Raw genomic sequence first — 13,783 nt, forward strand, 5'->3', positions numbered from 1 at the left:
GGGCGCATCGCTCGCTCACGTCCCGCGCTGCCGACGCGCTCAATCGGTGACGTGACCGGCGTCGTACGTCAAGGTAGCGGAGGCGGCGGCGGTGCCTTCGGCGGGCTGGATGGAGGTGACCGTCAACAAGCCGGCACCCGGGAGGGTGACCGACTGGCCCTCGCGGAAGGCCTGCTTGCGCTGCTGTTCGGCGGTCCGGATCCAGAACTGGATGGCGGGAGCACCGTCGGCGATGCCGATCTTGACTACTCCCACTTTGACGCCGTCGAAGGTGGGCTGCATGCCTTGCTTGACTGTTACGAGCTGTTCCACGGCCATCCTTATTTCACGTCCACGGAGTATACGGAGTCGAAGTTTTCCTTGTACTCATCCTCGGTCAGTTCCAGCGTGCCGGACTTGAGGTCGTCGTCGCCTTCCATATAGCCGCCGGAGGGTCCCCACGGGTTGGCCAGGACGATGACCTTCCCGCCGTCGTCGTTGGTTTTTACATCAACCACAACATACGCATGGTTGGGTACGACGTCGGTGCGGTTGACTTCGTCGGACTCCCAGACCCAGTCGAAATCGTCGTCCTTGACGTCCTCGGTGCCTACGGAAATAGCTTGGCCGTCCGAGAGTTTGTCCTCGATGTCATCAAAGTTCAGTTCGCCGTCTTTGTCGGCGGACTGCCCGGTCATCAGTTCCATGGCTTCGTTGCTGAAGCCGCCGTCAATGTCGTCGTAGGACCCACCGCGGTGCTCAGCTGCCGCGCGTTCGTAGATGGAAAGCCAGTTGGGTTGGCCATCCGCGCCGCGGACGCCGCCGTCAACCGACTTGGCCTCCACAGTGACTTCCACGGGTTCGCCGTCTTCGTAGAGCGTGACCACCCAGTGCGTGGGCGGGTCGCCTACGGGACGCATGTGCTCTTCAAGGAATTCGTCCAGTTTGCCCTCCCGCTCCAGCACCTGGGCCACCGAGCCTATTCCAGCCAAGAGCCAGCAGTCGCCAATCTGGCCCTGGTTGATGTCGCCGGGGTCGCCGGCGTTAGGGTCGTTGCGGACATCGCCGGGCACATCGACGTCGGGCTTGTCCGGGTCCAGCGGACCGGGGTCGCCGGGAGGGTTCGAGTCTCCCCGCCCGGAACGATCGGAGCCCGAAGGCCCCGAGCTGGACTTGTCCTGCTCGTCAGCATTGCGGGTCAGCTCTTTGGCTTGGTTCTCCAACTCGCTGGAGATCTTTTTCAGCATGGGACGGTGTTGAGAGTCCCAGGAGGCGCGGAACATCACCGCGTCGCGGCCATCCCACGGCGCGTTGTTGATGAGGCTGCCCAGTTCAATGGACAGCGAGGTCATCCGTTCCGAATGCCGGGACATCGTCTTGGCGAGAGCCCGCAACTGGGCAATATCCGCACCATAAAATCCAGGCATTTATCTGTCCCCCTGAGGAATTTCGGTGGTATCGCAGTTCTCGGACTTAACCGGAACGGTGACGTTGAGGAAGGCCGGAAATTTCGATTCGATGGTCACCGTGGCACCCGCAGCGTCCGTACTGCGCGTGACCACCCATCCACCTGGCACGGGATCGGTTCCGTCAAAGGCAGGGAAGCCATGCTTCTCCAGGACCGGATCCGACACGGCAAAAACGTCCTCAAAGTGTCTGGAGGGCTCCACGATGTCTGCGTTGCTTTTCATACTCCTTGGCGAAAGGAAGCAAGTACCGTCTTTGGAGCGGTTCAAACTTGCCGGATCATCCACGGCCCAGGTGATGTCCGGCATTTTCGCTTCCAAGGCAGCAACGAGGTCGGCGGTGAGGGCGTTGTACTTCGCCGCACTTTCGGCCACAGGTGCGGGCTCCGCAGTGACGGCCGGCGCCTTGCTGGGTTCCCGTTTGGGTTTTTCCGGGGTGTTGCTGCAACCTGCAGTAACGGTCACCACCGCGAGGGCAGCAAGCAGTGCCCAAGGCTTGAGGTACGTGCGGCGGTTCATGTCTTCCCCGGTTTCAGTTGATGCTCGACGGCGGATCTCACCGAAGGCTGTCACGTTGCGTTCCGCTTGGCGATGGGGAGAACACCCCGTTGCTCTTCAAGACCGTGGAAGGGCGCGGGATGTGAGCGACGGTTCGGTTTAAGGGCTTGGGATGTGAGCGAGGGTTCGGTTTAGGGGCGCGGGATGTGAGCGAGGATCAGGTGTTGCGGGTCAGGATCCAGGTGTTGGTGCCATCCTGGCGTTCGAACGTCACTGTGGTCACCAAGGCTTCGATGAGTGCCAACCCGCGCCCGGACTCCGCATCCTCGTCCGGCATGGAGGCCTGCATGTCATCGGCGAAGGGCTCCCGGGCGTTGTGCGCACTGACCCGGGCAATGAGCCGGGAGGGCCGCACGCTGATGTCTACGTCGATCTCCACAGGCTTCGCTGCCACGGGAAGGGCATGCTGGACGATGTTCGCTGCGGCCTCGATGACGGCCGTAGCAAAGGTCATCCGGTCCATGTCCGGCACAAAGGAGGCGTCGTCCCACAGGGCGTCCAGCTCATTGTGGATGGCTTCGATAGCTTCCTCATTGGACGGCCCGTGGAAACCCCGGCGGGCGATGACCTCAGTCATCGCCGAACGCGGCTTCGGCGGTTGGGTAGGCCGTGAGTACCCTGTCCATGTTGGTCAGTTCCAGCACCATTTTGACCTGCGGCTGAACTCCGGCGATCCGGAGGTCACCGCCTGCCTGTCGTGCAGCTTTGAGGCAGCCGATGAGTGCACCGAGCCCTGAAGAATCCATGAAGTCCGTCTCTGCCAGGTTCACCACAACACGGCTGGAGCCACCGGCCACCACCTCATTCACTACCTCGCGCAGCTTGGGCGCCGCCACCATGTTCAAACGGCCCACGCTCTTCACCTCCGCGTAGGAGTCGTTGACCTCATAGCTAAACTGCATCTGCATTCCTCTCCTCGGGGCGCTCCGGCCCAACAACTTCAGGCTCAAAACCCTTGTACAAAACTGCCTTGACCAGAACGCTCAGGACCACAAGGTCGAACGCAACCCATGCCACGTTCACCAGTGTGCCCAAGGGCTCGGACATTCCTGCCAGAAGCCGGATAAGACCAACCACCAGTGCAACCGCAAGCAGCACCGCCACAATGATCTGGGGACGGATCAGGCTCCAACTGGGCCCACCGCTCTGCCGCGCCTTGGGGGTGACCGCAAATCCGAGGGGACGGCCAAACCAAACGTTCCGCGCCGCCGTCGTGCACGCCTTGATCCAGGTGGGGAACAGCGCGAGGCTGTACTGCTGGCCGCGCCAGGTGGGAATGCCGTGCCCGGCCACCAGGAAGAGCAGTTGGTTCACCACCATGAACGGGATGAAGCGGATGAAGAAGTCAAAGCTGATGCTGTTCACCGGGAGGATGCCCAGCGTCAGGTAGATGATGGGCGCTGCGAAATAGACCACGGCAGCGAAACCGCTCAGGTAGGTCCACATGGTGGAGAAGTACATGAGGCGCTGGCCCCAGGTGAGCCGACGCTGAACCAGCGGGTTTTCGCGGAGGAGGACCTGCATGGTGCCTTGGGCCCAGCGGAGGCGCTGGGTCAGCATGGTCTTGACGTCCTCAGGGGCCAGGCCGAGGGCGAGGATTTCGTGGTGGTACACGCTCTTCCACCCCAAGCCGTGCAGACGCATGGCGGTGGCCATATCCTCCGTGACGGAGATGGTGGCCAGCGGCATGATGGGCTGGGCTTCGTCGGTGCGTTCCACGGAAATGGCGTCGAGGACGGCGTGAACCGATTCGAGCGCACCCAGGGGGGACCAGTCGCGTCCGGACATGCGGTCGACGGCGTCACTCGCCACAGTGGTCACGCCCGACTCGCCCACGTGGGCGAGCTCCATGGCGGCGATCTCTTCTAGGTCCGATTGGAGCGCTGAGAAGTCGGCGGCCACGAGGGTGCGTACGGCGTCGTCCACTTGGCGGCGGACCCGATAGGTGATTTCGCTGAGGGACGCCCCGGCTTCGAGTTCCTTCTGCGCGGATTCGGTAGCGGCTTCCACCTCGTTGAGCATCTGCTCCACCAAAGGGTTCTCGGCCTCGGGTGACCGGCGGGCCTTCTTGATGGCGGTACGGGAGGCGGCGAGGGCGCGCCGCACGCTCTTCTCGGTGGCTTTGACGTAGCCCACCAGGCCCAGCTGCATGAGGGATTCCCGGCGGAGGATCGCGTTGGACCCGCAGAAGAACGCCGCGTTCCAGCCGTCCTTGCCCTGCTGGATGGGGCCGTAGAACAGCGGAGCTTGGCTGCCCAGGGGATCGTCGGCGGGGACGTTGATGAAGTACTGAGGGGTCTGGACCAACGCCACTTTGTGGTCGTTGAAGTAGCCCAGCGTCTTGTCCAGGATGTCCGGCTCGGGGATCTGGTCGGCGTCGAGAATCAGCAGGTATTCGCCCGAGGTGACCATGAGGGCGTTGTTCAGGTTGCCCGCCTTGGCGTGCCGCGGCATGTCCGGCGTCCACTCCGCGCCTCGCGTCACGTAACCGATCCCGTTCGACTCGGCGAGTTCGCGCATCTCTGGCCGGTCGCCGTCGTCGAGTATCCAAGTGCTGTGCGGCCAGCTGATGTTCTTGGCGGCCAGGGCCGTGGTCATCACCAGATCCAGCGGCTCGTTGTACGTGGTGATGAAAACGTCCACGGTGGCATCGGCCGGGGCAGGGGGAGGAGGCTTGCGGAATTTGATGTTCCACACCGTCAGTCCGAAAAGCATGACGTCAATCAGGCTGTACGTCTCGGCGATCACCAAAGGAACGGCGATCCACCAGGCTTCCCAGTTCAGCGAGGCCATCCAGCGCCACGCCACATAATTGACGCCCAGAATGACCGTCAGCACAACGATCAGCCGAGTCCAGAAACGTGTCACAAAATCCCCCCTTTTTGCTGTCTACAATGCTGCGTTTGGTTTTCGGCGAACGACGACGGCGGTCACGTCATCTTCAGCCGTGGACGCCGGTGCCAACTCGAGCAGGGCGGCGCACACGTCATCCGAGGTAGCCCCGCTGCGCGCCACCTTCTCCACGTTCCGTTGGAATTCGTCCAAGGAAGCGTGGGCGTCCAGCACGCCGTCGCTCACGATCACCAAGGAATCGCCCGGTTCCAGTTCCAGCTCCGAAGCAGGCCACAGTTGGTCCTCCAGGATCCCGACGGGCGGTCCGGCGGAGACCAAGCGCCGTGCCTCCCCTTCGGCGGGAACATGCAGCGCAAGGCCGTGTCCGGCGTCGATGTAGCTCAGGGTCCCGGAGGCACTGTCCAGCCTTGCGTGGAACATGGTGACGAAGGAGCCGGACTGGTCCAGGTCAGAGGTAATGGTGGCGCTGGCTGAGCCGAACGCGGCATCGATCTCAGGGGTGTCCGCCACGGAACGCATCACGGCGCGGACCGTTGCTGCAATGAGTGCTGCGCCCATGCCCTTACCCATGGCGTCGGCGAAGGTCAGGTGCATGCCGTCGCGGGTCTGGTACCAGTCGTAGAAGTCCCCGCCCACGCTGCGCGACGGACGGAAGGCGCCAGCGACGTCGTAACCGTCCAGGCGGACCGTTTCGCGCGGCAGGAGGCTCTGCTGCACCACTGCCGCCCGGGCGAGTTCATCACTCTGGCCGGTGTCCTCGGCTGCCGGGGCGGGCGTGCGGGCGCGGCGGAACAGTGCGCGGATGCGGGCCTGGAGTTCCTTGGGGCTGAAGGGCTTATTGATGTAGTCATCCGCGCCGGTGTCCAGGCCGTTGAGCCTGTCGATTTCATCGGCACGGGCCGTGAGCATGAGGATGTACGCGTCAGAAAATTCGCGGAGGCGACGGCAGACTTCCATGCCATCGATGTCCGGAAGGTTGATGTCCAGCGTCACCAATTCGGCGTTGGTTCTGCGGACAGCTTCGACGCCGGAGAGACCGTCGGGCGCTTCGGTCACCACGAAGTCGAGCTGCTCGAGGACGAGTACAAGAAGTCCGCGGATGTCAGCGTCGTCTTCGACGACGACAGCGTGGCGCACGGGCGTGGGAGAGACCATGGCTCCATTAACTAATGCTGCTGGGTATTTGTCACGTTTAGTCACGACACATGAAACGCCCGCTCACAAAAGTGAGCGGGCGTTACACGTTTTGTGCAGTTATGTGAGAGAGGGATTCGCTCAAACCCTAGGGATGTGGAAGAGCGTTCGGCTCAAGCACTTGGGATGTGAGCGAGGGCTAGACGCCCAGCTCTTCCTTAAGCGCCTGGACGTGGCCCTGAGCGGAAACCTGATACTGGGTGAGCTTCACGGTGCCTTCGCCGTCCAGCACAACGGTGGAGCGGACCAGGCCTTCAACGATCTCGCCGTCAACCAGCTTCTCGCCCCAAGCGCCGTACGCGAGGGCAACCTTGTGGTCTTCGTCGGAGAGCAGCGGGAAGGTCAGCGCGAATTCACCGGTGAATTTCGCGAGGTCCTCGGGGCCGTCCGGGGAGATCCCGATGACGTCGTAGCCCTTGCCCTGCAGGCTGGCGAGGTTGTCGCGGAAATCGCAAGCCTCAGTGGTGCAGCCGGGGGTGGCTGCCTTGGGGTAGAAGTACACAATGACGTTGCGTCCGCGGTAATCGGACAGCGAGACCTTGGTGCCGTCGGCGTCGAGAAGCGCGAAATCAGGTGCTTGCGTTCCGACGAGGAGTTTCTGGGTCATGGCGATCCTTTACGTTCAACCGGTATGCACCGGCGGTCATTTCAATCAAAAATGCGGATTGTCTATAGAACTGAACAGCGAAATCAGATGCTGTATTCCGCAGGTCCGCGCACCGTGGCATAGGGGCCTGGCACGAACTGGTAGCCGCCACCACGGACGGTGGCGACGGTGTGTCGGGCGGAGCCTAGCTTCCGCCGCACCCTTCCAACATAAACGTCGATCGAGCGAAATGCCGCGCCGGGGAGGTCAAATGACTCCAGAAAACGTTGCAATTCTTCACGACTGATGGCCCGTGAGCAGTTGACCACGAGGTAGCGCAGCAGCTTGTATTCCATGCCAGTAAAGGAAACCGGCTCGCCGTCCAGCAGCACTACTTCAGCGGCGAGGTCCACCGCAAGTTGGCTGCGGCGGCTGGCTAACGTTACGGGCTCGACGGCGGTGCTGCCGCCCTCTGCTTCGCGCTCAGCCTCTTCCGCACGGGTTACCGAACGAGCCTCCGCGAGGGCATCGGCGAGCGACAGCGAACCGTTGGTACCGGCGTCGGCGGCTTCCTGCGGAGTGCCGCCCCAGGAAGTGTCGCCGACGCCGGAGTGCTCTGCCCCGGTGGCGGGCCAGATGCGGACTTCCGCCTCCGGGGCAAGTTTCATGGCGCGGGCCAGCACAAGGCGTGCCGCCCGCTCCCAGACTGCAGGATCGATCTCGTCGCCCTCGGCCGGGTTGACCCAAAGCGCCAGGCCGTGCGCGGTCAGGCCGGGCCGGCGCGCGGAAGTTCCTCGCGACGGCGGCGGCCCGTAGGCATTGACTGCCATGACGGTTGACCTAAACGTTGCCGCGGCGGAGCAGCTTGCCGCCGGGGTTCTGGCCGTCGATGGGAGTGCCGCGCAGGTAGGTCTTGCGGACGACGCCGGCCAAGGGACGGCCGTCGTACGGCGTGATGGGGTTCTTGTGCTTGAGCTTGGTAACGTCCACGACGAACGCTTCGTCCGGGGCGAAGATGGAGAAATCGGCGTGGTAGCCCAGGGCGAGCTGGCCCTTGTTGTGCAGACGGGCCAGGGCAGCAGGCTTCTCAGCCATCCAGGAGACCACCTGTTCCAGCGGGATGCCGCGGTGGCGGGCTTCGGTCCAGATCAAGGACAGGCCCAGCTGCAGCGAGGAAACGCCGCCCCAGGCTACTGCGAAGTCGCCGTTCTCCAGGTCCTTCAAATCCAGTGTGGAGGGGGAGTGGTCCGAGACGATGCAGTCGATGGTGCCGTCCTGCAGGCCCTTCCAGAGGAGCTCGCGGTTGGAGGCCTCACGGATGGGCGGGCAGCACTTGTAGGCCGTGGCGCCGTCGGGGATTTCTTCGGCCATGAGTGTCAGGTAGTGCGGGCACGTCTCAACGGTGAGGTTGACGCCGTCGCGCTTTGCCGAGGCGATCATGGGCAGCGCGTCCGAGGAAGAGAGGTGCAGGATGTGGGCGCGGGCGCCGGTCCAGCGGGCTCGCTCGATGACCTCGGCGATTGCCTTGTTCTCGGCGCCGCGGGGGCGGGAGGCAAGGAAGGTTTCGTAGTGGTCGCCGCCGGGGTGGGGTGCGCGGTCGATCGCGTGGGAGTCCTCAGCGTGGACGATCATGAGGGAGTCGAAGGACTTGAGCTCAGCCATGTCCTCTTCCATCTCATCCGCGTCCAGGTGCGGGAACTCGTCCACGCCGGAGTGCAGGAGGAAGCATTTGAAGCCGAAAACGCCTTCGTCGTGCAGCGGGCGGAGGTCGCTCTTGTTGCCGGGGATGGCACCGCCCCAGAATCCGACGTCCACAAAAGCCTGGTCCTTGGCGACAACGCGCTTCTGCTCCAGACCGTCCACGCTGGTGGTGGGCGGGATGCTGTTCAGCGGCATGTCGATGATGGTGGTCACGCCGCCGGCGGCTGCGGCACGGGTGGCGGAGGCGAAGCCTTCCCACTCGGTGCGGCCGGGCTCGTTGACGTGGACGTGGGTGTCCACCAGGCCGGGGATGAGGGTTTCGTCGTCTGCGAGTTCGATGACCTCGTTGCCCGTCAGGCCGTTGCCCAGGGGTTCGATTGCGACGATGATGCCGTCGCGGATGCCAACTTCGCGTGCTGCGAGCCCGGCGGTGGTCAGGATGCGCTGGCCCCGGATAACGAGGTCATAGGCGCCGATTGCTTCAGACATTGAGGTACTCCTTGTTTTCGGTCCGTTCCGCCAGGTACACGCCTATGTGCCTACCTAATTGTTCAAGCAACGGACCTGCTTCAGCGATACATTTTTGGACATCTTTTTCCAGATCGGTCAGTGCGTGGACCGTGTGGAAGCCGGCGTCCGTGAGTTGTTCACGGCTCAGGGTACTCCGGCCGCACACTGCGATCACGGGAACCCCGTTCCGTTGCGCCGCGCGGGAGACGCCCATGGGGGTCTTGCCGAGCAGGCTTTGCTCGTCCAGGCTGCCTTCTCCGGTGATCACCAGATCGGCACCTTTGAGCCTGTGCTCCAGTTCAGTGAATTCAAGCACGACGTCGATGCCCGGCCGCCGCTCTGCCTTCAGTGCCGCGATGGCAATGTAGCCAACGCCGCCTGCTGCTCCAGCGCCTTCTGCTTTGGCCGCAAACTTGGCGTGCTGGCCCGTGGTTGCTGCGAGCACGTCCACGAAGTGGCTTGCTGCAGCGTCAAGTTCGGCGACGTCGTCCGGCGTCGCGCCCTTCTGCGGACCGAAGATGGCTGGGGCTCCGCTGGCCCCCAAAAGGGGATTGTCGACGTCGGACGCCAACACGAACTCCGTTGCCTCAACGCGGACGTCGAAGTTGGAGAAATCGATGCTATCCAGCTGTGCCAAGGCGGCGCCGCCGCCGGGAAGCTCGTTGCCGTTCCTATCCAGGAACACGGCGCCGAGGCCCTGCAGGACTCCCGCGCCGGCGTCGGTGTTGGCGCTGCCGCCCACACCCAGGATGATCTTGCGGCAGCCGAGGTCCAGCGCGGCGCGGATGAGTTCACCCGTGCCGATGCTGGTGGCCGTCTTGGCTGTTTCAGACGTGGGGCCGTCCGGCAGGAGGGCGAGACCGGAAGCTGCCGCCATTTCGATGACAGCTTCCTGGTCCCGCACTGCGAAGTCGGCCTTCACTGGCTCGCCGAGCGGGCCGGTGACGGTGGTGGTCCGGCGGGTGAAGCCGGAGCCGATGGCGGCGTCGATGGTTCCTTCGCCGCCGTCGGCCACCGGAATGCGTGTTGCTTCAATGCCTTTGCCGAACCCCGCCTGCAGTCCTGTTGCCAGGTGCTTGGCTACGTCCGGTGCGGACAGCGAGCCCTTGAATTTGTCCGGGGCGATGACAACACGCATTCCGGTGCCTCCTTACTTTTTTCTCTAGGCCTTGGTCAGGATCGCGGTGGGTGCGTCCGCCGCAGTCTCTGCCAGCTCTTCGAACTCGTTCACGCCGTTGATCTCAACGCCCATGGAGATGTTGGTGATCTTTTCCAGGATTACTTCAACCACCACGGGAACCTTGAACTCGCCCATGAGTGCCTTGGCCTTGTCGAAAGCGGCCGGCAGATCGTTGGGGTCCTCAACGCGGATAGCCTTGCAGCCCAAGCCCTCGGCAACCTTGATGTGGTCCACGCCGTAGCCGTTGGTCTCCGGGGAGTTGATGTTCTCGAAGGCCAAAGAAACGTTCTGTTCCATGTTGAAGCCGCGCTGGCTCTGACGGATCAGGCCCAGGTAGCTGTTGTTCACCACAACGTGGATGTACGGCAGGTTGAACTGTGCGCCAACGGCCAGTTCCTCAATCATGAACTGGAAGTCGTAGTCACCGGACAGGGCAACAACGGTGGCGTCCGGGGTTCCACGAACAACGCCCAATGCGGCGGGAGCGGTCCAGCCCAGCGGGCCGGCCTGGCCTGCGTTGATCCACTTGCGGGCACCGAACACGTGCAGCATCTGCGCGCCGGCGATCTGCGACAGGCCAATGGTGGACACGTAGGTGGTGTCGCGGCCGAAGGCCTTGTTCATCTCCTGGTACACGCGCTGCGGCTTGATGGGCACGTTATCGAAGTTGGTCTTGCGGTGCAGGGAGCCCTTGCGCTCCTGGCACTCGGCAACCCAGCCCGCGTAGTCCGGCAGGGTCTTTGCAGCCTGGCGTTCGCGAGCCAGCTCCAACAGACCAGCCAGCGCCGCACCGGCGTCGGACGCGATGCCCAAGTCCGGGGAGAAAACGCGACCGATCTGCGTCGGCTCAATGTCGATGTGCACGAACTTACGGCCGGCCGTGTAGGTGTCCAGGCCGCCGGTGTGGCGGTTGGCCCAACGGTTGCCGATGCCGATCACGAAGTCGCTCTGCAGGAACGTCTCGTTGCCGTAGCGGTGCGAGGTCTGCAGGCCAACCATGCCGGCCATCAGCTGGTGATCGTCCGGGATGGTGCCCCAGCCCATCAGCGTGGGGATAACCGGAACGTTCAGGATCTCAGCCAACTCAACCAGCTGAGCCGAAGCGCCGGCGTTGATGATGCCGCCACCGGCAACGATCAGCGGGTGCTGGGCTGCGGTCAGCATGTCCAGAGCCTTTTCCAGCTGCTTGCGGGAAGCCTTGGGCTTCTCCACCGGCAGGGGCTCGTAAGCGTCGATGTCGAACTCGATCTCGGCCATCTGAACGTCGATGGGCAGGTCCAACAGAACCGGGCCCGGGCGACCCGAACGCATCAGCTGGAACGCCTTCTGGAACGCGCCGGGAACCTGGCCCGGTTCCAGGATGGTCATGGCGAACTTGGTCAACGGCTTGGCGATGGACTCGATGTCCACAGCCTGGAAGTCTTCCTTGTGCAGCTTGGCAACGGGTGCCTGGCCGGTGATGCAGAGCATGGGGATGGAATCGGCCTGGGCTGCGTACAGGCCAGTGATCATGTCCGTGCCTGCGGGGCCCGAGGTGCCGATGCAGATGCCGATGTTGCCATCAGCTGCGCGGCTGTAACCGTCAGCCATGTGGCTGGCGCCCTCAACGTGGCGGGCCAGCGTGTGGCGGATGCCGCCGTGGGCACGCATTGCGGAATAGAAGGGGTTGATCGCTGCGCCGGGCAGACCGAAAGCTTCGGTTGCGCCTTCCTTTTCCAGGATGGCTACGGCCGCATCAACGGTGCGCATCTTTGCCATGGTGTACTCCTTGTTTTTTGCCCTTGCGGGCGAAGTCTGTGGTGTTTTTGGGTGTGGTGAGGGAGCCGCCGTCGTTTAGGTACGACGGCGGGTTCCCTGCTTTGTGTTGCTTGGTGCCTTTGGGCTTACTTGCGGCCGCTGAGCTGGAGGACCTGCTTGAAGAGGCCCGAGTGGTCGAGGCCGCCGTCGCCCTGGTTGACGGTTGCGGCGACGAGCTGGGCGACGACTGCGCCGAGCGGGACAGCGACGTTGGCTTCGCGGGCTGCGGAGGTGACGATGCCGAGGTCCTTGTGGTGGAGGGCCAGGCGGAAGCCGGGGTCGAAGTTGCGGTCCAGCATCTTCTGACCCTTCTGGTCCAGGACCTTGGAGCCGGCCAAGCCGCCGCCGAGGACCTTCAGTGCTGCGTCGGTGTCTACGCCGTAGGCCTCAAGGAAGGCGATGGCCTCGCCGAGGACCTGGATGTTGACGGCCACGATCAGCTGGTTTGCTGCCTTGACGGTCTGGCCGGAGCCGGACGGGCCGACGTGGACGATGGTTTTGCCCACTGCGTTGAGGACATCCTGTGCTGCCTCGAAGTCCTCCGCGGAGCCGCCGACCATGATGGACAGCACGGCGTCGATAGCGCCCTGTTCGCCACCGGAAACCGGTGCGTCGAGCGGGCGGATGCCAGCTGCTACGGCGTCGTCCGAGAGGCGCTTGGCGACGTCCGGGCGGATGCTGGAAGCGTCGATCCAGATGGTGCCCTTCTTCGCGTTGGCGAAGACGCCGTCCTTGCCGCTGACTACACCCTCAACATCGGGGGAGTCCGGGACCATGGTGATGACGACGTCGGCGTCCTTGACTGCGTCCGCGATGCTGCTGGCACCCTGGCCGCCTTCGGAGACGAGCTTGTCGATCTTGTCCTGGCTGCGGTTGAAACCGGTGACCGTGTGGCCGGCCTTGACGAGGTTGATGGCCATGGGGAGGCCCATGATTCCGAGTCCGATGACTGCAACGTTGCTCATTGTGGTTCTCTTTCTGAAAGTCTTTTTAGCTCAGGTGTGCTGGGTGCTAGTTGACGTTGGCGCGCTGGCGGATGGCCCAGCTGAAAGCCGATTCCTGCGGTTCCTTGTACTCGAGGCCGATGTAGCCGTCGTAGCCGAGTTCGCGGCTGCGGGCGATCCATTCGCCGAGGGGGAGGGTGCCGGTTCCGGGAGCGCCGCGGCCGGGGTTGTCGGCGATCTGGATGTGGCCGAAGTCCTTGGCGTGGTTCTCGATGACGGATTCGACGTCGTCGCCGTTGACTGCCAAGTGGTAGAAGTCGGCGAGGAGCTTGATGTTCTGTGCGCCGGATTCTGCCTTGACGCGGGCGATGACCTTGAGTGCGTCTTCGGCGGTGAGGAGCGGGTACTTGGGTGCGCCGCTGACCGGTTCGAGGAGGACGGTGCCGCCGATACGGGCGACGCCCTCTGCTGCTGCGGCGAGGTTCTTGGCCGCGAGTTCGTCCTGCTCTTCAGGGGTGAACTCGTCCTGGCGGTTGCCGTAGAGAGCGTTGAAGGCTTTGCAGCCCAGGCGCTCACCGATGCCGGCTACGACGTCGATGTTGTCCTTGAACTCGGAGCAACGTCCCTTCCAGGAAACCAGGCCGCGATCGCCGCCGGGCATGTTGCCGGCGTTGAAGTTCAGGCCCGTGAGCTGAACTCCGGCGTCCTTGATGGCGTTTTCGAATTCGGTTACTTGGGCGTCGCTGGGGACGGAGGTATCGAAGGGCCACCAGAACTCGACGGCGTCAAAACCGGCTGCCTTCGCGGCGGCGGGGCGCTCGAGCAAGGGCAGTTCAGTCAGGAGGATGGAGCAGTTCACTGTGTACGTCATCGTAGGTCCTTCCGAGGAGGGGCTTTGATCTATCTTCCGGGTGCTTGGCTGGGCCTGCTGGTTCTTGGCTTCGTTTCCGCTTTGTGGAATTTAGATTCTGCTTTATGAAAAGTTTAGGGAAGGTGGCGGTGGGAGTCAAGGGGG

Annotated in this window: 13 protein-coding genes and 1 pseudogene; all 14 read right to left on the minus strand. The window is 63.5% G+C overall.

All coding sequences use genetic code 11. The annotated features are described in order from the left end of the window. Positions 1-39 precede the first annotated feature (39 nt). Positions 40-312, minus strand: coding sequence for a hypothetical protein (locus tag BACI9J_RS02805; RefSeq protein ID WP_159733084.1), 273 nt, complete (start codon positions 310-312; stop codon positions 40-42). 8 nt (positions 313-320) lie between these two features. Then, positions 321-1,406 carry a C2 family cysteine protease gene (locus BACI9J_RS02810; protein WP_159733085.1) on the minus strand — a complete coding sequence of 362 codons (1,086 nt, stop codon included), beginning with the start codon at positions 1,404-1,406 and terminating at the stop codon, positions 321-323. Beyond that, entirely contained in the window at positions 1,407-2,018 is a 612-nt protein-coding gene (locus BACI9J_RS02815) for a hypothetical protein (protein ID WP_236558320.1), read from the minus strand. A gap of 142 nt (positions 2,019-2,160) precedes the next feature. Next, positions 2,161-2,580 (minus strand): ATP-binding protein, encoded by a 420-nt coding sequence (locus BACI9J_RS02820; protein WP_159733086.1) that lies wholly within the window; start codon positions 2,578-2,580, stop codon positions 2,161-2,163. Then, complete coding sequence (locus tag BACI9J_RS02825) at positions 2,573-2,905, minus strand: STAS domain-containing protein (RefSeq protein ID WP_105692061.1); 333 nt, start codon at positions 2,903-2,905, stop codon at positions 2,573-2,575. The genes BACI9J_RS02820 and BACI9J_RS02825 overlap by 8 nt, the downstream gene beginning before the upstream one ends. Beyond that, positions 2,895-4,871: a glycosyltransferase gene (locus BACI9J_RS02830; protein WP_159733087.1), complete on the minus strand. Its 1,977-nt coding sequence runs from the start codon at positions 4,869-4,871 to the stop codon at positions 2,895-2,897. Before BACI9J_RS02830 ends, BACI9J_RS02825 begins: the two co-directional genes overlap by 11 nt. 21 nt (positions 4,872-4,892) lie before the next feature. Then, positions 4,893-6,011: a PP2C family protein-serine/threonine phosphatase gene (locus BACI9J_RS02835; protein ID WP_159733088.1), complete on the minus strand. Its 1,119-nt coding sequence runs from the start codon at positions 6,009-6,011 to the stop codon at positions 4,893-4,895. A gap of 178 nt (positions 6,012-6,189) precedes the next feature. After that, complete coding sequence (gene bcp, locus BACI9J_RS02840) at positions 6,190-6,657, minus strand: thioredoxin-dependent thiol peroxidase (RefSeq protein ID WP_089596279.1); 468 nt, start codon at positions 6,655-6,657, stop codon at positions 6,190-6,192. An 83-nt stretch (positions 6,658-6,740) separates the two neighbouring features. Then, positions 6,741-7,466 carry a winged helix-turn-helix domain-containing protein gene (locus BACI9J_RS02845; RefSeq protein WP_159733089.1) on the minus strand — a complete coding sequence of 242 codons (726 nt, stop codon included), beginning with the start codon at positions 7,464-7,466 and terminating at the stop codon, positions 6,741-6,743. A gap of 10 nt (positions 7,467-7,476) precedes the next feature. Beyond that, positions 7,477-8,826 carry an allantoinase AllB gene (gene allB, locus BACI9J_RS02850; protein ID WP_159733090.1) on the minus strand — a complete coding sequence of 450 codons (1,350 nt, stop codon included), beginning with the start codon at positions 8,824-8,826 and terminating at the stop codon, positions 7,477-7,479. Next, entirely contained in the window at positions 8,819-9,985 is a 1,167-nt protein-coding gene (locus BACI9J_RS02855; RefSeq protein ID WP_159733091.1) for a glycerate kinase, read from the minus strand. Before BACI9J_RS02855 ends, allB begins: the two co-directional genes overlap by 8 nt. Positions 9,986-10,009: 24 nt before the next feature. After that, positions 10,010-11,785, minus strand: coding sequence for a glyoxylate carboligase (gene gcl, locus BACI9J_RS02860; RefSeq protein ID WP_159733092.1), 1,776 nt, complete (start codon positions 11,783-11,785; stop codon positions 10,010-10,012). 125 nt (positions 11,786-11,910) lie between these two features. Then, positions 11,911-12,807 (minus strand): annotated as a pseudogene (locus BACI9J_RS02865) (2-hydroxy-3-oxopropionate reductase); the annotation flags it as partial. Positions 12,808-12,835: 28 nt separating this feature from the next. Beyond that, positions 12,836-13,639 carry a hydroxypyruvate isomerase family protein gene (locus BACI9J_RS02870; RefSeq protein ID WP_159733094.1) on the minus strand — a complete coding sequence of 268 codons (804 nt, stop codon included), beginning with the start codon at positions 13,637-13,639 and terminating at the stop codon, positions 12,836-12,838. Between the last annotated feature and the right edge of the window lie 144 nt (positions 13,640-13,783).

The sequence above is a fragment of the Arthrobacter sp. 9V genome (assembly GCF_902506065.1).
Lineage (GTDB): Bacteria > Actinomycetota > Actinomycetes > Actinomycetales > Micrococcaceae > Arthrobacter.